Raw genomic sequence first — 19831 nt, 5'->3', positions numbered from 1 at the left:
AAAGGGCGTAATTTATGAATATAAAAGATATATGGAAAGCAGCAAACCCTAAAGGTCATCTGCTGACTGCCATCTCATTCTTGATTCCGATTGTCTGTGGTGCTGGGTTTATTATTGCCATCGGTATGGGTTTTGGGGGGACGGTCCAGGACACTTTAGTATCGGGTCAATTTGATCTGTGGCAGGCCTTCGCTACCATGGGGGCTAAGGCGCTCGGACTATTGCCCGTCGTTATCGCTATCGGGATTTCCGGTTCGATCGCAGGTAAGCCCGGTATTGCCCCAGGTTTTGTTGTAGGTCTGGCAGCTAACGCTATTGGTGCGGGTTTTATCGGTGGCATGATCGGCGGCTACATTTCCGGATATATTGCACTTGCTATCATTAAAAATGTGAAGGTTCCTGGCTGGGCCCGAGGCTTAATGCCTACATTGATTGTGCCATTTTTTGCATCCATTCTCAGTGCCCTGATTATGGTCTATATCATCGGTACGCCTATTGGTATTTTTACCGATGCTCTCACATCGTTCCTGAGAAGTATGGGAACCTCATCTAATTTACTATTAGGTGCTGTTATTGGGGCGTTGTGTATCGTTGACTTCGGCGGGCCGATCAATAAAACCTGCTTCGCATTCGTCTTAACTCTCCAGGCGCAGGGTATAAATGAACCAGTTACGGCCCTTCAGCTAGTTAACACGGCAACACCTATCGGTTTTGGGCTTGCATTTTTTATCGCTAAACTTCTTCGCAAAAATATCTATAATACTGAAGAAATCGAAATGTTAAAGTCGGCGGTTCCTATGGGGGTAGTGAATATTGTTGAAGGATCTATACCTATAGTTATGAATGATATCGTCCGCGGTATTGCTGCAGCGGCAATCGGCGGCGCTTGTGGTGGCGCTATCACCATGGTATATGGTGCTGATGCAACTGTACCTTTTGGTGGTGTATTGATGCTCCCAACAATGTCAAATCCCATGGCGGGTATTATGGCGTTGTTAGTTAATATATTAGTCACGGGAATTGTCTACGCCGTCATCAAAAAAGATGTTCCTCGTGATGTTGTTATAAACAATGATCATGAAGAGGAAGATATCAACCTCGATGATATTAAAATTAGCTAGTATATACATAACAATTTACGGTAACACGATGTCGTGCTCACAATGAATTGTGATAATAGAATGTTATTATTATCGCGTCATATACTATTTGCTGCATCCTATTTTTATCATCACGAGTAAAAAATGGGTCGCTAAGGTGACCCATTTTTTACAGACATGTCATCAGAATTACTTAACAACATCATCGCTTAGCTGCCAGTATAGCGGCGAACCGAAAACCTCTACATAATAATCAATTACGGCCCTGACGTTTAACGTTGGATGACGAACATGAGGATAAATAGCAGCAATATTTTGTGGCTCGGTCTTAATCGCCGTTTCCATATCTGGCATTAATTCAATAAGTTCGCCGCTCTGTAGCGTTTCACCAATCAACCAGTCCGGAAAAAGGACTATCCCCATACCGCCCAATGCTGCAATAAGTAAAGTCTCGGCATTATTAGAAGACATCAACGGAGAGACAGGATAGTGCATCCACTCTCCACCTTTTCGACGCAACAGCCAGCGATTCGGCCCGGATGAACCACGGTAAACGAGACACTTATGACGGCTTAAATCCGCCGGGTTATCAGGTACGCCATACTTTTGAAGATAAGCCGGTGATGCTGCCAGGCGATAGCACTGCTGCCCAAAAATGCGTGCATGAAAAGATGAGTCAGTAAGCTCACCAATGCGAAAAATGACATCAGCAGCATCTTTATGTGGGTCAATGTAATCATCAGTTAATGTCAGCTCAATACTGAGGCGCGGGTAACGTTCCGTCAGCCCCACCAATTTGGGCGCGACATGCTTTTGCCCAAAAAAAACGGGAGCATTTATGCGTATTAGCCCGGAAGGTTCAAGCGTCCTTTCATTGAGTTCCCGTCGGGCAGCGTCCAGGCTACCAGTAACCGCCCGAACATAACGGATAAAAATATGACCGTTCTCTGTCGGAATAATGGCGCGCGTATTGCGATAGAAAAGTTGCTGACCGACTGCATCTTCTAGCTGATGAATGACGCGTGAAACCTGAGAGGCAGAAATGCCTTCACGACGAGCCACAATGGAAAAGTTCTGCACTTCATACACTGCAATGAAAATGAAGAGCGCTCGGATATTGATATTGCCTAAATCATACATTAATGCAATTCCTGCACAGGTGTTTATTGCATTATGGCATTTTTCTCATTCATGTTCAGGCGTAATCTCCATCGCCTGCACATCTGGAGATTGTTTGCTATGCAATTTGTATTGATTTTGTTAGTTATCGCTGGCGGTATGGGGCTGTCAGTCGAGGCAGGCTTACTGGGGCCGCTAGGGGGAGAGGTTGGTGATTTATGGGCAACGTTCAGCATATTTGGCGTAGGCGCTGCACTGACTTTCCTGCTGATGCTTTTTTTCAGCCCACGCAATAGCCCGTCATTTTTCACTTTGCCTGGGTGGCAGCTACTTGGTGGCGTACTCGGGCCAGTTTATGTCGTTATTCTGACCGTGGCCACGCCAGTTATTGGGATAGCGATGACGATGATCGGTATCTTAGCCGGTCAGGTATTTAAGAGTTTGATCATAGATCATTTTGGTTTACTCGGTACACCCCGTAGAAAAATAGACAGCAAGCGAATTATCGCCCTTATTTTTATCATCGCTGCATTAATTCTTGTTGCCAGAGGATAAGTTAGACTATGACATTTATTATGATCGTTTTAGCCATTATTGGCGGCTCCATGTTGAGTATTCAGGCGGCCGTTAATGGACAATTGGGTAGTCAGGTAGGGGTATTTAAAAGCGCGTTCCTGACCTTTTCCGTAGGCGCACTTATCACCGCTTTGCTTATTTTCTTTTTTGAACCAAAACAAATGGTTACACTGATTGATGTACCTAAATGGCAACTGCTGGGTGCCATGTTTGGCGTACCCTATATCGTTATCATGGTTTTAGCCGTACAACGAATAGGAACCGCGATTGCCACAGTCGCCGTGATCTTCGGACAGTTAACCATGAGCATGTTAATCGATAACTTTGGCTGGTTGGGAAATCAATCCATTTCGTTTTCGATGAGTCGTCTGGGTGCTATCCTCTGCTTAGGTATCGCACTTTTCTTCATTTACTCAAGTAATAAAGTAAAGGCGACCGCCTTAAAACAAGACCACCTGTCATCGAGCTAAATAGAATCAGTCTCGTTCATCAATAAGGGATACGGACTAAAAATATCTGCATCCCTTATGGGGAGTAAATGCTCCGTTGATGATTTCCAGAGCTAATATCGCCAAATTGATGAATACACCTAATAAACCCTAGCTAATTACCCCACCTAATCGAATAAATCCGTTTGCGTTATGCTTTTCCAACACAACAGCTGAAGGATAACGTCATGCAAACTGTAAAACTGAACAACGGCATTGAAATGCCCCTGCTGGGCTTTGGTGTCTTCGAGATGACGGATGCCGCGGAATGCGAAAGAGCCGTTATTGATGCCATCGATACGGGATACCGCCTGATCGATACCGCCGCGTCTTACCAGAATGAAACCCAGGTCGGGAACGCATTGAAACAGACCGGTATCGCCCGTGATGAACTCTTTGTAACGACCAAACTGTGGCTGCAGGATACCCATTACGAAGGCGCTAAAGCACAGTTCGAACGCTCCCTGAATCGGCTGCAGCTGGATTACGTCGACCTGTATCTGATTCACCAGCCTTACGGTGATGTCCATGGGGCATGGCGTGCTATGGAAGAACTGCAACAGGCAGGCAAAATTCGCGCCATTGGCGTCAGCAATTTCCATCCTGACCGACTGGCCGACCTTATCGCCTTCAACAAAGTTGCCCCTGCGGTGAACCAAATTGAAGTTAACCCCTTCAACCAGCAGTTGCATGCCGTTCCATGGAATCAAAGCCGTGGCATTCAGCCGGAAGCCTGGGCTCCGTTTGCAGAAGGAAAAAATGGTCTGTTTGAGCATCCCATATTAACGGCGATTGGCCAGAAGTACGGCAAAACCGTGGGCCAGGTTGTGCTGCGGTGGATCTTCCAGCGAGGCATCGTTTCGCTGGCAAAAACAGTTCGAAAAGAACGTATGGAAGAGAACATCAACGTTCTCGATTTCGAACTGAGTTATGAAGATATGTTGCAGATTACTGCTATCGACACCGCAACAAGTGCTTTCTTCTCACACCGCGATCCTGCCAGAGTTGAATGGTTGGCCGGTCGCAAGCTGGACGTTTAAGACGCGATAAAAGAGGTAATTAATCAATGCAAAAACGTTATCTGGGTAAATCCCGACTCGAAGTCTCCGCTCTTGGGCTCGGCTGCATGGGCTTAAGCCACGGCTACGGCCCGGCGACCGATACTCGTCAGGCTATCGGGCTCATTCGCGCTGCGGTTGAACGTGGCGTCACATTCTTCGATACCGCTGAAGTGTATGGCCCCTTCCTTAATGAAGAGGTTGTCGGCGAAGCCTTAAAACCGTTTCGTGACCGTGTGGTCATCGCCACCAAGTTTGGTTTTACTTTTGGTGAAGACAACAAGCAGCAGATTTTAAACAGCCGTCCGGAGCATATCCGTGAAGCTGTGGATGGATCATTACGCCGTCTTAAGACTGATGTCATTGACCTGCTCTATCAACACCGTGTCGATCCGGATGTCCCGATTGAAGATGTTGCGGGTACCGTGAAAGACCTGATCGCTGAAGGCAAAGTTAAACATTTCGGTCTGTCCGAAGCGGGTGCGCAAACCATTCGTCGTGCGAATGCCATACAACCAGTTACTGCGCTGCAAAGCGAATACTCCATGTGGTGGCGCGAGCCTGAACAGGAGATCCTGCCGTTGCTGGAGGAACTGGGCATTGGTTTTGTGCCCTTCAGCCCATTAGGTAAAGGCTTCCTGACGGGCTCGATTAAGCCAGGAACTACTTTTGGGAAAGATGATTATCGCAGCACCGTACCGCGTTTCGCCGAGCAGGCGATTGAAGCCAATGAAAAGCTGGTCTCATTGCTGGGTGAACTGGCGGCAGAGAAAGGCGTGACGTCTGCACAAATCGCGCTGGCGTGGTTGCTGGCACAAAAGCCGTGGATTGTGCCTATCCCAGGTACCACCAAACTACATCGGCTGGAGGAAAACTTGGGGGCTGCCGACATCATTCTTTCGCAGGATGACTCATGGCAGATAACCCAGGCGCTTGAAACCATTAAAATCGTCGGCGAACGTTACTCCCCTGAACATCAGGCTCGCGTGGGCCGTTAACACTCGAACGGGCCCTCTGCGAATGGGGGACCCGTTATTCCTGGTAGCGAAGTGCATCGATCATCAGCGCAAAAGCGGGTGGATGCTGCTTACGGCTCGGGTAGTAAAGATAATATCCGGGGAAAGACGGACACCAGTCCTCCAGAATCTGAATAAGCTCTCCTGACTTTATATAATCCTGCACCCTGTCTTCAGGTATACAGGCGATGCCAAAAATTCATGAAGGGCGTTCATAGACACAATTATTTAGCCCTATTATTGACAATAATGATATATGCTACCAACCTGTGGCGCTGGTCAGAAATAAGCGCAAGGCAAAATTCCTTCTTCGTGGAACTGATGTTTCCTACGACTATGTTTCAATGCCTGAAACGCTCGATTCCGATAGTCAGGGGCAGTGATCGCCCTTATAAAATTCAAAAAAAAACGCAACCCTGAAAATTCGAAATAAGGTTGCGTGAAGTCAGAATACAATGTAGAACATCAGTTTACTGATTGTTCCGCCCATTTATTATGCCATTATAAGAAATAATATAAATCAAGTATAGATGCGCAAGAAAAATTAAGACATTTTGAACTCCAATATTCGACATTCTAATATCTAGCGAACGAGAATTTTAGTAAGCATCACAGAATAAAAAGAAGATGATACTGGATACAAGAAGGATGGCAAGCGAACAAATATGCAGAGATAACAGTAACATATGGTTGTGTATAATAAGCTCAGGGTTTCAAACGACTACCAACAATAAACCTCAGATGTTACCAACGGTAAAACATACTGATTATACAGTCTATAGGCTATAAGTTCAGACGGTCACAGGACATCCTCAAGAAGGTATCCCGGCCCAAAGATAGTACGGATAATCTTTTTCCCCAGCTTCTTCTGTAGACCCGATATATGCACCTCTATCATATTACTCTCGAAGGTTCTGTGTATGGCAAATAGTTTGTTTTCCAGATAGCGGTGCGGCATTACCTGATTTCTGTTCAGTAAAAAAACTTCCAACAGAGCCATTTTCCGTAGTGTCAGTTGTATCAACTCTCCATCGACGCCGCTCTCGCGAATGGCCGTGTCAAACATCAAACTGCCTTGATATAACTGCGAGAATGTTAATAACAGCAGCGGCGGATAATAGTACAAAGACGAGCCAGAAGTTCATCTATATTCACCGGTAACCCTTTACAATCATCTGTTCCTGTATCAAGCAGTTCACTTCTCTTTGCCGCGCTGTCTGAATCAGTCAGTGCAAGCAAAGGTAAACGGGTATGGTTTTTACGCCATCCCCGTAGCATCTGTACACTGTCGGCTGGCAGGATTCGAGGATCATCACACAGTAGAGGCGGTATGCATCGCCTCCTCTCATCGGTAATGTCATGAACCACATCTACTTCATGGCCGGCATTATTCAAAAATGTTGCAAAGTTAATCTTCAAATACAGAACCTGTTGCACTTAACAGTAATGTTCTCATAAGATTTCCTTCTGTCAGAACTTCAACTTCCTGTATCCTCCGGACTAAAAGTTATACATCCACCTTGAATTACGCAGTATCAATAAGAATCATTTATAAATTTATCCGCATTAAAAATCTACATTTACCACCATAGAGTAAGAACATTATTTCCTATCCTGCCTCGGTTGAAACATGATTAACCGTGCTAATGCAATTCTCAACCCAGATATTAACACCCCGTAAAGTTATCGGATAATTAAGTCTCTTAAGCTCACGAAAAAAATTGAGAGCTCTTATCTTTTCCAGCCTTTCGAATTTATTATAACAACTGAACAAAATGCTTTTCCAAGTTGCCATACACAGAGAACACCCCCTGCCAACTAACAATTCACTTACATATATATTTCATCTACAGCCTGTAACCATTAAAACATTTCACTAAAAAAAACCAACAAATACATTGCTGCAATTTATCTGATTTTGAGAGGGGGGAAGGGCAATAAAATAGTTATTATAAAACACATACCAGGGCATTATAATAGAGCTATCATCATTCTAATAAACCTTAAAACCCTCGATCATATTACCAATATCATCACACCAACAATATCCTTCAAATACAATTGGTTACACAGAGAAAAATTCAAAAAATCCGAGTTTTCGCAGTTCATATTGCAACTATAGCTGAATTGCAATATCATTCTATAGTGATGCCACTGTTTATATCTTGTTATTACATCCAATATAGTTATCTTAAGCTCATTCTTTATGGGATGGGCTTTTTTTTAAAAAAAAGCGACAAATTTCAAATTATCTTATTTTATCAAGATAGAGTTCTCAAGTTTAGTGAAACATGTTATCTTTTGCATCGTAGAGTTAGTATTCTTATGTAGACATTGTATTTTCTGCCCGAGTAGTTATCGGGCATTTTTTTATTCTAAGAAATACAATGGTATGCAAGAGAATTTTAAAATAATAAATAAAACATTGCATTCAATTTGATACAATCACAATAGGGTTAAAAATGAATATATGGTTAGTGATATTTGGAATGGTAGGTTTAGGCATTGTTCATTATATTGAAAGTTCAATTGATGAAACACTAACCTCACTATTAATATACTTATCAATTGGACTTATAGTAGTTGGCGCTCTGGTATAAACTATAATATATTATCGTATACTCATAGCCTATCCCCTCCTTTGATTAATTTACTACCATTATTTTATGGAATCTGAATAGCTTCATTCGCAGTAAATAATGGTCCATCTCATTAACCTCAATCGAGCAAAGTAAAAATATTAGCAACATATCCTCACCATTACCAACATTTAAGCAATAATACACCTCAGCTTATTTTACATACCATCAATACTAATCGCCATCAAAGATGAGAGACTCACTATTTCCTAAAATGGTAAAAAAAAGCTGATCTCGCCATCTAGAATTCCCTCCCAAGATGTTCAGGAAGCCAGAAAACTAATCAAAAGAACAGATTATCGCTAACATTCAGCAACTGTGCTATTTTTAACGTATTCCTGGATAATTGCCAAAGGCTTCAGTATCAGAATGAGTAAAAATGAGGCACTTATTGGTGAGCTGATTAACTGGATTGAAGAGCATATTGATCAAGCCCCTGCAGTTGAGGATGTTTGCAAACGCTCAGGCTATACCCCGCGTCATATACAAAAGCTATTTAGTGACGTTACGGGCAAAACCGTAGGTGATTACATTCGTAAACGTAGATTAACCCGCGCAGCTATATTAGTCACATTTACGAAGAAAAGCATTTACCACATAGCAATGGAGCTTAACTTTAGTACACAGCAAACATTTAGTCGTGCTTTCCGGCGTGAATTCGGCTGTTCGCCTTTGCAATATAGATCCAGGAAGTACCTGCAATGTTCACGGCTAACACCGCGATTTAGCTCAACAACACAGAGCGTTCAGTTATTTTTATCAGAACCTAAAGGCTTTCGTCTACGCGTTTTTGAGTTTAAGTACCGGGAAGCTCTGCTTGACAGTGCCAAACGAGGAAGTCAACTCAGGCTAGACAAAGTAATGAACATACTGGCTGAACATTCGGTGGCCGTAGTTGTTTCAAATATAGCGTGTAACAGTAAACGTAGCTGGGAGGTCGAGATTCAGGCAAAATCAGGTTTTCATGACAATAAAAATTACAATTATGAAAGGGTCAAACAGAAATATTGGACAACTAGCTTCAAAGGAACATGGGAAGAATATATTGCTTTTATTAGAAACTTCCTCATTTCGATCGACCTAAACTTGTACCAAGGGAATATTATCGAGGAAATTAGACTTTGTGAACAGCACGATAATGAGAACATCAACTTTAATTTTATACTTTACTTCCCTGTGACTTTATAAGCAGAAACGTATACATTCTTGCTTCAATTTTTTAAGTTGCAATTATTACGTTTCAAAGCTCACAGCCTTAGCAAGGAAAAATCCTATACAAAAAATCCGAATACACAAAGACCCTAACCCATTGATAGTTATGGAATTAACAGGGCAAGCAAATGTCCTGACTCCACACACGTCCATCTTTGCAAAAAAACTTATCATTTAGATAAATACACTTAATTGCATGAGCGCTAATAAAAAGTAAATCTATAAGTGGCATAAAGGTTATTACCTTATGCCTTATATTAGTCCATAAATTTAATCTATTTCAGAGGATGAGTAACTTATGCGTATTTTTAAGAAAAAAATACTGTCATTGATGATTATGTCTACAATGTGTGCCCATGCCTATGCAGCTGAAATTGCAAATGGCAGCACAGGTACCTTAACTGATGGGATGGCTATTGCCAACGATAACTATACTTTATCAGGTGATGGTCGTTGGGTTGCTGCTAATAATCTCACCTTGAGCAAAGGAATTACTTTTGACAATGTTAATGTATCAGCAGCACAGCGGATTCTGGGTTTGGAATCTTCAGGAACATCATTGTCGACGCCTAGCTTGACTATTTCCAACAGTACGTGGACGAGTGGAGGTACTGGTATTGCTGTTTATAAAAACAATAATGCGTTAATACGAATTTTGAATTCATCAATCAACGCAGGTGGCCAGGCTATTTACTTTGATGCCAGTAACGATACTAATTTTAAAACAGCAATGACAAATGCCGTTGATGTTGACAATTCAGTTATCAGCGGCGGTATCCGTGTATATAATCATGTAACTTCCGGAGTAGCTAACACAGCGAATGTGAATTTTAATAATTCGTCGGTGTTAAACGGGAATATGTTTGTCTCGAAGACTGCAAATCTGTCAGGCGACGCTGTGCTTAATGCCACATTTACTGATAACAGTCAGTTTACTGGTAGCGCAACTTTAGATTCTACGTCAACTGCAAAGTCAGCTTTAAATCTAACTCTTGACTCTAATTCAGTATGGAATGTTTCAGGTGATTCAACATTAACTAACCTGAAAAATCAGAATGGCAGTGTTATTAATGTTAATGACCATAACATCGTTGCTGGCACATTGACCCAGGACGCAGGATCTTCCTCCGGAGTTCTTAAATTTAGTTCTCTGAAGGGCAATGTTAGTGTCAGCGGAACAGCCGCAGGTAACTACAAACTGCAATTTGTTGATTCAGGTAACGAAGGCACTGATGGGCAATCATTTGTCTCTTATAAGACAGAAGGCTCCACCGCAACGTTCTCTGGAAAAACCGAACAGGGTGTTTACCAGTATGATGTGGCTACTGTAAATGCGGGTACGAATACGAATGCTGTGCTCAAACGTTCAGATCGTCTTTCCAACAGCGCTTCTGTTGCTCTCGGCCTGGCTGCTGCACCGGTAAATATTGCCACATTGAATGGTGATACTCTGGATCAGCGTCTGAATGCAGCTCGCACCAGTAAAGTTGACCAGGGTGGTGTATGGGCCTCCTGGTTTGGTGGTAAAAATAAAAATACGACCAATGCTGGGGCAAGCTATGACCTTGACACCAATGGTGTAATGGTTGGTGCTGATACTCGTATTGCTGCACCTCGTGGTGGTGACTGGCTGGCGGGTGTAGCTTTCTCATCTGCATCTTCTGATCTCTCAACTATGCAGAGTAAAGGTGATGTTGATAGCTACACCGTTCAAGGATACCTGTCTCGTCGTTTTGATAACGGTGCGTTTGTCGACACAACTGCACAGTTCGGTCACTACAGCCAGGATGCCAAAGTGCGCATGCTTGATGGTCAGACTGCCTCTGGCAGCAATGCAACCAATAGCTTCGGTTTAGGAATGAAAGTTGGTTATACCTATCTGGATGCATCTTCTTTCTTTGCTGAGCCATATGTCAAAGTCTCTGCAATGACCTTTGATGGTGCCGACTACACACTGAGCAATGGTATGACCGTTCACAGCGATGACATGAACTCCGTTCAAGGGGAAGTGGGTGTTAATTTGGGTTATATTCACGAACTTCAGCAGAAAGGGGCGTTTGTTAAACCATACTTCCACCTGGCTGGTGTAAACGAGTTCGCGGATGGTAACACTGTGAAGTTGAATGACGTAGCACTGGACAATAGCATTGATGGTGCAGCCGTACGTGTTGGTGCTGGTATTCAGGTTCAGGCAACCGAGAACCTTGGCGGTTATGCTGGCTTTGACTATACCAAAGGTAGTGATATTGAGCGTCCATGGCAAGCCGCTGTGGGTGTCAACTACACCTGGTAATCATAATCACAGGGGGTATCAGCCCCCTGTTCTCTTTAAGTTAAAATATTTATTAATAACAGAATTATAAATAATATATTTCTCACTATATATTTTGATTGCAAATTAACAATTCATTATTAATGATAAAAAAACCCGCGTGACAAGAAATATTTCACCCATTTTTTAAAATGTATATTAAGGTAATTTAATGGAAAATAATAACACTTTAAACAAAACATCTCACCAGGACGTCCTTGAGTGGAAGAAAATGACTATCGGGGCTAAAGTAGCAATTGTATTATGGTTTTTATCTTTGTGTATTGTTGGCTACAAATTATTTTCTTTACTTGGTGACTGATATAATTAAAAAGGCTGAACTCGATTGCGTATTTTAATTTATGCTGAATCATGGCCGTTACTATATTGCTTAGAATATTTTTCATTACAATATTCTGAAGACATTATTGTACATCAATATTATGACCAATTATCTCTTATAGAGGCGGCAGGTCGTTATCCTGAAGCAATTATACTTTTAGATATATCTCCGCGCAATTATATACTACTGCTATACATATTGCGGAGTATTTCGTTTGAGAGAAGGATAATCGCAGTTTGTAGACGAGTTTTAGCTTCAGATGCGGTAGTATGTACATTTATAAAAAATATGGAATGTATCAATTATACACAGATTCCTTTTCGTCTATTGCATAAAATGCCAGGCCGGGTAGAGTATAAACGAGGAGCAACTTCCAAAAAACCAATTATCATGATGGCTATGAATCAGCGGACTCACCAGTACAGGAAGATTAATGAAAAAATTCATATCACTATATATGATAAATTAAAGAGTAAAAAAACACTTAAAGTTATTGATCATCTTGTCAATGGTTACTCAATAACCGAAACAGCAAAATTAGTTGGTATATCGGTAAAAATGGTATATAACCATCGACATAAAGCAGCAATGGCATTATGCTGTGATAAAAACTACTGGCTTTTAGGCGAAAGTTTTAATATACATGAAAAAAATCAAAAAGATCATGAGCTAAAATTATGGATTAGGGAAAATTGCAAATATAATCCCTTCTCTGATAATTGTTGCAGCAATTGTCGCTTTTCATTTATTTGTTATCACACAGATGGGAAGTTTAATGATCAGGAAAACATCCATTAGCCAGATAATTTCCATAAGTTATATTGCAGATTTTGCTACTGCAAAAGTAAAAGAGAGGGTGGCATTAGCGCTGTGTATCTTTGTTACTGAAAAGTTAAAGAGAAGCAGATCATATTAGCACTCATAATTTATGGAGTACTTATTATTTTATTTCTTCAACATGTCAATTTTTTGTTCCTACTCTGATGTTTGGGGCTTACCGCCCCATTTTTTTAGGACGTATTTAACATTCTATATGAGTTATAAAATGAACAGTATCTTTTATTTTGGACAAGATCTGAACATTGAAGTATTGAAGCTACTGGAATCTACATTCCCCAATCAAAAAATTAAAAAACTAACAAATATTAAAGAATTACATTTTACTTTGATAAAAAATGATAAAGTTATTATTTTTTTCGATACCCTCCCTTCATACCAACACACTCTCTGGTTCTGGGTTTATAAATATTATCCTTTTACTCCCTCCATTTGTATTCACCCTGGTTTTCACCCCATAGATTTCACCTTGTCTAATTACTTTAATCACATGACACTCTTATCATCCCCCATAACAAAAAACAAACTAAAAAGAACAATTAACACAACAATTAACAATATTGAACTTTGTAAAAAAAAGAACCTGAACAAAAAACCACAAATTTATAACAATAAAGAATTAACTATAGATAAATTCATTACATCAATTAATGAACAATCAAGGGTAAGACTACTTGATTCTGACCTAACAAGATTACAAAAAAAAATCATCAACGACACGATTGCGGGGGTTAATATAAACTTATTGCATAAAGTAAACAGAGTTCCTAGCTATAGGATAAATAAAGCGGTGGCAGATTTAAAATTAAAACTGGGAATAAACTTTAGTGAAAATCTATTTTTTGCTATTCAAATCGGCAGTAACTCGATGAAAAATACATTATCAATACCCACGTAAAATAAAAAGATAGATAATATAGCAAAATGAATAACTACATCAATATTTATACTAAGTTATAATGCTAAAGAAGGCTACTCAGAAATGTTTTTCCATTTGAAGATATCATGATAATTCCAAAATGAAAAATCGCTGTCCTAATGCTACAGCATATTATCAACGGTACCAGGCTGAACTGGTGTATATACTGTCCCCATTCGACTGGCAGGATATCTGTTTTAATCACAGGTCATATCACTAGTAATCGATATTGATCAAGTAGCCGAAACAATAAGCACCGAAGCATTTATGCGTAGGTTGATACAGCGCGTCCCTGAATACAGTCATGGAAATGATAGTCTGGATACGTGGTATTGTTGTATCTCCTGAGCATTATTTCCCCCTACAAATTTTACCAGAACATATGACAGAGAGCTCTCCCTCCTCCGATATCAATCATACTCATAAACAACAAATTTATAGGCACAGAGCCATCTCTCTGGCTCTGTGCCTAGGGTATTCAGATTACACTCGCAACCGAGAAAGTGTCTATCAGGAAACCTGATGGTCCACAATTTCATTTCCCTCCTCTCCTCCAGATATTGAGCATGGTTATACGTCCCACGAATCGCATTCTTATCAACGTGAGCCAGCTGGGTTTCAATCCACGCTGTATTGAATCCTTCCTCATGCAAAATCGTACTCATCGTGTGGCGAAAACCATGTCCCGTTACCTTCCCCGTATATCCAACCCGCTTAAACACCTGATTAATACTCGCTTCACTCATCGTCTTGCGGGGATCATTTCGTCCTGGGAATACCAGTGGATATTGCCCAGTCATCACTTTGAGTTGCTGTACAATTTCCAATGCCTGGGTAAATAGAGGTACAAGGTGAGGCCGTTTCATCTTCATACATTCTGCAGGGATTTCTCACACCGCTTTTTCAAGATCAAACTCACTCCAGGAAACACCTCGAAGCTAGCCGGTGTAACTGGATAAGGCTTTAAAGAAGTCTGGTAATTCCTCAACGGTAAGGAAGGAGTAATGCTTCGATTCATACCCTGGCATCGCGCTGGTTACATCCGCTGCAGGAGTGTATTTCCCACGGCCGGTAATTATGGAGTAACGAAATACTTCGCTGCAGCGCTGCCTTACCTTCCTGACCTTCTCTGTCGCACCACGGCTTTCCATTCGACGTAGCATATTAAGCAGAACCAAAGGCTTGATGTCATTCACCGGCTGCTGGCCGATATAGAGGAAAATATCTTTATTGAAGGTTTCGATAATGTCCGAGGCATGACCTTCTGACCATCGGCTCACCGTCGTTCCGTGCCATTCAAGCGCCACAGCTTAAAATATATTATTTAGCTGCACATCGCGAATCAGCTTTTCTTGTTTCTTCGCATACGATGGATCGATACCCTCAGCCAGCTTTTTCTTGGCGTCATCACGTAGTGCTCTTGCTTGTGCAAGCGACATTGCCGGATAGACACCAAAAACCATACGCTTCTCTTTTCCATTGAATCGATATTTCATCCGCCGGTATCGAGAACCAGAGGGAACGACTTCAAGATACAAACCAGCCCCCTCTGCCAGCTTATAGGCTTTCTCTCTGGGTTTAGCAGCGTCTACCTGTCGCGCATTTAGCTTCATTGGGGCATCTCCCTAAACCGAACACAGAATGCCCCCACTTATGCCCCAACTGTAATTTGATTCCGGTTGAGTCCAGCTAAGGGCCAGAAACCACAGTACACGGGCTTTGAGTTTATTTCGATAGACCAGGGAAGAGTTTGAAATGGTGCCGATAATAGGAGTCGAACCTACGACCTTCGCATTACGAATGCGCTGCTCTACCAACTGAGCTATATCGGCCCTGAGAGACCGGTTACGAGCGTAACCACGGGGCAAAAGAGTAGATCTAACAGGGTGATGCGTCAATGCCCTTTTGAATCAAACGGCTAATTTTACATCACCCTTATTCATTTACGCACGAATTGTATCATCGCCGAAGCCAACCCACTTATAAGTGGTCAGTGCTTCGAGTCCCATCGGGCCACGCGCGTGCAGTTTCTGAGTGCTGACAGCCACTTCCGCGCCCAGGCCGAACTGGCCACCATCGGTGAAACGGGTTGAGGCATTTACGTAGACGGCTGAGGAATCTACCTCGTTTACAAAGCGATCGGCGTTGCGCAGGGTGCGCGTCAGGATCGCGTCTGAGTGCTGGGTGCCATGTTCACGAATGTGCGTAATCGCGTCGTCCAGATCCGTCACAACTTTCACGTTCAGATCCAGTGACAGGAACTCATCATCGTACTGCTCCGCTTTAACCGGAACCACAGTAGCCGGGCCATCTTTCAATAACCCCAGCGCGTTAGCATCCGCATGCAGCGTCACGCCGCTTGTCGCCATCTGTTTACTCAACGCGGGCAGGAAGGTGCTCGCAATCCCCTGGTGCACCAGCAGCGTTTCCACCGTGTTACAGGTGCTAGGGCGCTGGGTTTTGGCATTAACGATAATCTTCAGCGCCGGTTCAATCTCGGCACTTTCATCCACCACAATATGGCAAACGCCGATACCACCGGTGATCACCGGAATGGTCGATTGCTCACGACACAGCTTGTGCAAACCTGCGCCCCCGCGTGGGATCAGCATGTCGATGTATTTATCCATGCGCAGCATTTCATTCACCAGCGCGCGGTCCGGGCTTTCGATCGCCTGGACGGCACCTGCCGGTAAGCCGCACTCTTCCAGCGCCTGCTGGATGACTTTTACCGTCGCGGCATTGGTGCGCCAGGTCTCTTTACCACCGCGCAAAATAGCGGAATTACCGGTTTTCAGGCACAGAGAAGCGACATCAACCGTCACGTTTGGGCGAGCTTCGTAAATCACACCGACGACACCGAGCGGTACGCGGCGACGCTCAAGGCGTAAACCGCTGTCGAGCAATCCACCGTCAATCACCTGCCCTACCGGGTCAGCCAGATTGCAGACCTGACGAACATCGTCTGCGATCCCTTTCAGGCGCGCCGGAGTCAGTGCCAGACGGTCAAGCATCGCCTCACTCAGGCCGTTGCGATGCGCTTCCAGCAAATCCTGCTCGTTCGCGAGCAATATTTCCTGCGACTGTGATTCCAGATAATCAGCGATTTTTTCCAGCACGCGGTTTTTCTCGCGGCTGGAAAGGAGCGCAAGTTTATAAGAGGCGGCCTTCGCGGCTGCGCCCATTTGTTCCAGCATATTCAGGCTCCTTAACGAATAATCATGTCATCGCGGTGCACAGCAACCGGGCCATATTCATAGCCCAGGATGGCGTCGATCTGTTGCGAATGGTGTCCCGCAATGCGGCGTAACGCATCGCTGTTATAGCGGCTTACGCCGTGGGCGATGTCGCGACCTTCGAGGTTACGGATGCGGATCACTTCACCACGGGAGAAGTTACCTGTCACGCTTTTAATTCCTTTTGGAAGTAATGAACTCCCTCGTTCCAGAATTGCCGCGGTCGCGCCTTCGTCAACGGTAAGTTCACCAGCCGGAGGTGCACCAAAAATCCAGCGCTTACGGTTTTCCAGCGGAGATTCCTGCGCGTGGAAGCGCGTTCCCACGGAGATGCCTTCCATTACGTCGCCAATCACGCCAGGGCGGCTGCCCGCAGCAATAATGGTGTCGATACCGGCACGGCAGGCTACATCGGCGGCCTGCAGTTTGGTGCCCATCCCGCCGGTTCCGAGACCAGAGACACTGTCCCCCGCAATGGCGCGCAACGCGTCGTCAATGCCGTGAACGTCTTTAATCAGTTCGGCTTGCGGGTTAGAGCGTGGATCGGCGGTGAAAAGACCTTGCTGGTCAGTGAGCAGCAATAATTTGTCGGCACCGGCCAGAATCGCGGCCAGCGCAGAAAGATTATCGTTATCGCCCACTTTGATTTCAGCGGTGGCAACGGCGTCGTTCTCGTTAATCACCGGAACGATATTGTTGTCCAGCAGCGCACGCAGCGTATCGCGGGCGTTCAGGAAGCGCTCTCTGTCTTCCATATCCGCGCGCGTCAGCAGCATTTGCCCGACGTGGATACCATAGATAGAGAACAGTTGCTCCCAGAGTTGAATGAGTCGGCTTTGCCCCACGGCGGCCAGCAGCTGTTTAGACGCGATCGTTGCGGGGAGTTCAGGATAGCCAAGGTGTTCACGCCCGGCGGCAATCGCCCCGGAGGTGACAATCACAATACGATGCCCTGCGGCATGCAGTTGAGCACACTGACGTACAAGCTCAACGATGTGGGCGCGATTCAGGCGGCGCGATCCGCCGGTTAATACACTGGTACCGAGTTTTACCACCAGCGTCTGGCTGTCACTCATGATTCTCTGCCGTTCAACAATAAGGGAAAATGATGTCAAACGAACGTTTTAACAGGACTCAGCCCCGTTGCCAACTGCCTTAACACAAAGCAGAACACTTTATTGCGCGGGATCAGGAAGCGTAGCGGCAAATTTTGACAGCTTTATTACCGAAAAATTAAAACATACTTTTTTAAACATATTCTTATTTTGTCATAAAAGTTTCACCCGTAAACGATAAAACCCTTCCTGTTTTTTCACGGGACATAAGCATGAGCTTATCGTTCAGCGAATATTAGCGCGTTTATAAAACTCAGGATTGAAAATGAAAAAGAGTACTCTGGCATTAGTGGTAATGGGCGTTATTGCTTCAGCATCAGTTCATGCAGCCGAAGTTTATAATAAAAACGGCAATAAACTGGACGTGTACGGCAAAGTTAAAGCAATGCACTACATCAGTGATGATGACGCTAAAGACGGTGACCAGACTTATGTCCGTTTTGGTTTTAAAGGCGAAACACAGATTAACGATCAACTGACCGGGTATGGCCGCTGGGAAGCAGAATTTGCTGGCAACAAAGCAGAGAGCGATTCTTCTCAGAAAACGCGTCTGGCTTTTGCCGGGATTAAGCTGAAAGACGTTGGCTCTTTCGACTACGGTCGTAACCTGGGGGCGCTGTATGACGTTGCAGCATATACTGATATGTTCCCTGAGTTCGGCGGTGACGGCCTGGCTCAGACAGATAACTTCATGACCAAACGTGCCAGCGGTCTGGCAACGTACCGTAATACCGATTTCTTCGGTATGATTGATGGGCTTGATATGACCCTGCAATATCAGGGTAAAAATGAAAACCGCGACGTGAAAAAACAGAACGGTGACGGTTTCGGTACTTCCCTGAGCTATGACTTCGGTGGCAGCGATTTCTCTGTCATTGGTGCCTACGCCAACTCTGATCGTACTAACGAACAGAACCTGCAGGCACGTGGCGAAGGTAAAAAAGCGGAAGGCTGGGCGACCGGTCTGAAATATGACGGTAACGATATTTACCTGGCGACTATTTATTCTGAAACACGTAATATGGCACCTATTTCCGGTGGTTTCGCAAATAAAGCGCAAAACTTTGAAGCGGTCGCGCAATACCAGTTTGATTTCGGCCTGCGTCCTTCCATTGGCTATGTCCAGTCTAAAGGCAAAGATATCGAAGGGATTGGTGACGAAGATATCGTGAAATACATTGATGTGGGCGCTACCTATTATTTCAACAAAAATATGTCAGCGTTTGTTGATTATAAAATCAACCAGATTGACGATGATAACAAACTGGGTGTAAGCAGCGATGACATCGTTGCGCTGGGTATGACCTACCAGTTCTAAGATTATCCGAATAAGAAAATCCCGGCAGATAAGCCGGGATTTTTTTGCCCGGTGGCGCTGCGCTTACCAGGCCTACGGAATAGTGCATTTTGTAGGCCAGGCAAGGCGAAGCCGCCACCCGGCGCTGTGGCGTCAGGCAGTAAGTTTCACCGCTTCGCTGGAAAAATCGTCAGCAGGTTCCAGTTTCAGATCCAACGTGGCCAGCAAATTGCGCGCCTTATCGTGAAACTCTTTGAGCGTATACTCCAGGCGGTCAATCACTTCCTGGTCCTTAATGGTTGTTGCCTGCCAGTTACCGTCTTTATTGAACAGGCCAAACTGGTAACTGTAGGTAAAGCGTTTTTCCTGTGCTTCCATTTCCATCCACCAGCCCCAAAACTCACGTTTTTCGGGAGCAGGCTTCACGTTGACGCAAACAGCCAGGCAGTCGAAAAAAAAGCGATTCTCTTCACACTGCTCTTCTCGAATATACGGGCCAAGAGCCATGAACTTCTTAATCAGTCTACTTTTCGGGTGTCCACTCGGTAACGTCATTGCGATCTCC

16 protein-coding genes, 1 tRNA gene and 4 pseudogenes are annotated in these 19831 nt (G+C 43.9%); 12 read left to right on the top strand and 9 right to left on the bottom strand.

Annotation, left to right across the window (positions count from 1 at the left end):
• The first annotated feature begins 14 nt into the window (after nt 1–14).
• A complete protein-coding gene (locus EoCCA6_RS16635) occupies nt 15–1121 on the top strand; it encodes a PTS fructose transporter subunit IIC (RefSeq protein WP_152083579.1) in 1107 nt (368 codons plus the stop codon).
• A 168-nt stretch (nt 1122–1289) separates the two neighbouring features.
• Here EoCCA6_RS16635 and EoCCA6_RS16630 read toward each other — a convergent pair whose 3' ends face one another.
• Complete coding sequence (locus tag EoCCA6_RS16630) at nt 1290–2240, bottom strand: LysR family transcriptional regulator (RefSeq protein ID WP_152083578.1); 951 nt, start codon at nt 2238–2240, stop codon at nt 1290–1292.
• Between the two features lie 99 nt (nt 2241–2339).
• On the opposite strand from EoCCA6_RS16630, the gene EoCCA6_RS16625 reads away from it, so the two are divergent.
• From EoCCA6_RS16625 to EoCCA6_RS16610, 4 genes are all read left to right on the top strand, one after another.
• The gene (locus EoCCA6_RS16625) at nt 2340–2774 is read left to right on the top strand and encodes a DMT family transporter (protein ID WP_152083577.1); all 435 of its coding nucleotides are present in this window, start codon (nt 2340–2342) and stop codon (nt 2772–2774) included.
• Nucleotides 2775–2782: 8 nt separating this feature from the next.
• Complete coding sequence (locus EoCCA6_RS16620) at nt 2783–3265, top strand: DMT family transporter (RefSeq protein ID WP_152083576.1); 483 nt, start codon at nt 2783–2785, stop codon at nt 3263–3265.
• Nucleotides 3266–3471: 206 nt separating this feature from the next.
• Complete coding sequence (locus EoCCA6_RS16615) at nt 3472–4323, top strand: aldo/keto reductase (protein ID WP_152083575.1); 852 nt, start codon at nt 3472–3474, stop codon at nt 4321–4323.
• A gap of 26 nt (nt 4324–4349) precedes the next feature.
• Nucleotides 4350–5339: an aldo/keto reductase gene (locus EoCCA6_RS16610; protein WP_152083574.1), complete on the top strand. Its 990-nt coding sequence runs from the start codon at nt 4350–4352 to the stop codon at nt 5337–5339.
• Nucleotides 5340–5373: 34 nt separating this feature from the next.
• Here the strand turns inward: EoCCA6_RS16610 and EoCCA6_RS16605 are convergent.
• Nucleotides 5374–5553: pseudogene (locus EoCCA6_RS16605) on the bottom strand (LysR substrate-binding domain-containing protein); the annotation flags it as partial.
• A gap of 64 nt (nt 5554–5617) precedes the next feature.
• Between EoCCA6_RS16605 and EoCCA6_RS21775 the strand changes: the two are divergent.
• Nucleotides 5618–5716, top strand: a pseudogene (locus tag EoCCA6_RS21775) (SDR family oxidoreductase); the annotation flags it as partial.
• Nucleotides 5717–6156: 440 nt separating this feature from the next.
• On the opposite strand, the gene EoCCA6_RS16595 reads toward EoCCA6_RS21775, so the two are convergent.
• Together EoCCA6_RS16595 and EoCCA6_RS16590 are read right to left on the bottom strand one after the other, a co-directional pair.
• The gene (locus EoCCA6_RS16595) at nt 6157–6423 is read right to left on the bottom strand and encodes a winged helix-turn-helix domain-containing protein (protein ID WP_152083573.1); all 267 of its coding nucleotides are present in this window, start codon (nt 6421–6423) and stop codon (nt 6157–6159) included.
• A 29-nt stretch (nt 6424–6452) separates the two neighbouring features.
• The gene (locus EoCCA6_RS16590) at nt 6453–6776 is read right to left on the bottom strand and encodes a response regulator transcription factor (protein WP_152083572.1); all 324 of its coding nucleotides are present in this window, start codon (nt 6774–6776) and stop codon (nt 6453–6455) included.
• A gap of 1589 nt (nt 6777–8365) precedes the next feature.
• Here EoCCA6_RS16590 and EoCCA6_RS16585 point away from each other — a divergent pair.
• From EoCCA6_RS16585 to EoCCA6_RS21685, 5 genes and pseudogenes are all read left to right on the top strand, one after another.
• Nucleotides 8366–9184 carry a helix-turn-helix domain-containing protein gene (locus EoCCA6_RS16585; protein WP_152083571.1) on the top strand — a complete coding sequence of 273 codons (819 nt, stop codon included), beginning with the start codon at nt 8366–8368 and terminating at the stop codon, nt 9182–9184.
• A gap of 322 nt (nt 9185–9506) precedes the next feature.
• Nucleotides 9507–11501, top strand: coding sequence for an autotransporter outer membrane beta-barrel domain-containing protein (locus EoCCA6_RS16580; RefSeq protein WP_152083570.1), 1995 nt, complete (start codon nt 9507–9509; stop codon nt 11499–11501).
• Nucleotides 11502–11865: 364 nt separating this feature from the next.
• Entirely contained in the window at nt 11866–12660 is a 795-nt protein-coding gene (locus EoCCA6_RS16575; RefSeq protein ID WP_152083569.1) for a helix-turn-helix domain-containing protein, read from the top strand.
• Nucleotides 12661–12907: 247 nt separating this feature from the next.
• Nucleotides 12908–13597, top strand: coding sequence for a hypothetical protein (locus tag EoCCA6_RS16570; RefSeq protein ID WP_152083568.1), 690 nt, complete (start codon nt 12908–12910; stop codon nt 13595–13597).
• Nucleotides 13598–13789: 192 nt separating this feature from the next.
• A pseudogene (locus EoCCA6_RS21685) lies at nt 13790–13918 on the top strand (ISNCY family transposase); the annotation flags it as partial.
• Nucleotides 13919–14028: 110 nt separating this feature from the next.
• Here EoCCA6_RS21685 and EoCCA6_RS16565 read toward each other — a convergent pair.
• The 4 genes and pseudogenes from EoCCA6_RS16565 to proB form a co-directional block, all read right to left on the bottom strand.
• A pseudogene (locus tag EoCCA6_RS16565) lies at nt 14029–15231 on the bottom strand (tyrosine-type recombinase/integrase).
• 143 nt (nt 15232–15374) lie between these two features.
• A tRNA-Thr gene (locus tag EoCCA6_RS16560) sits at nt 15375–15450 on the bottom strand.
• Between the two features lie 111 nt (nt 15451–15561).
• On the bottom strand, nt 15562–16815 hold the full coding sequence (gene proA / locus EoCCA6_RS16555; protein WP_152083567.1) for a glutamate-5-semialdehyde dehydrogenase: 1254 nt from the start codon (nt 16813–16815) through the stop codon (nt 15562–15564).
• A gap of 11 nt (nt 16816–16826) precedes the next feature.
• A complete protein-coding gene (gene proB, locus EoCCA6_RS16550; RefSeq protein ID WP_152083566.1) occupies nt 16827–17930 on the bottom strand; it encodes a glutamate 5-kinase in 1104 nt (367 codons plus the stop codon).
• A 304-nt stretch (nt 17931–18234) separates the two neighbouring features.
• Here proB and phoE point away from each other — a divergent pair, with 304 nt between their 5' ends.
• Nucleotides 18235–19287 carry a phosphoporin PhoE gene (phoE, locus tag EoCCA6_RS16545; RefSeq protein WP_152083565.1) on the top strand — a complete coding sequence of 351 codons (1053 nt, stop codon included), beginning with the start codon at nt 18235–18237 and terminating at the stop codon, nt 19285–19287.
• Nucleotides 19288–19419: 132 nt separating this feature from the next.
• On the opposite strand, the gene crl is transcribed toward phoE, so the two are convergent.
• Nucleotides 19420–19821, bottom strand: coding sequence for a sigma factor-binding protein Crl (gene crl / locus EoCCA6_RS16540; protein ID WP_152083564.1), 402 nt, complete (start codon nt 19819–19821; stop codon nt 19420–19422).
• Nucleotides 19822–19831: the final 10 nt, after the last annotated feature.

Origin of the sequence: Enterobacter oligotrophicus (assembly GCF_009176645.1) — a bacterium.
Taxonomy (GTDB): Bacteria; Pseudomonadota; Gammaproteobacteria; order Enterobacterales; family Enterobacteriaceae; genus Enterobacter; species Enterobacter oligotrophicus.
Note: the sequence above shows the minus strand (reverse complement) of the source record. Positions and strands in the feature narration are given on the sequence as shown.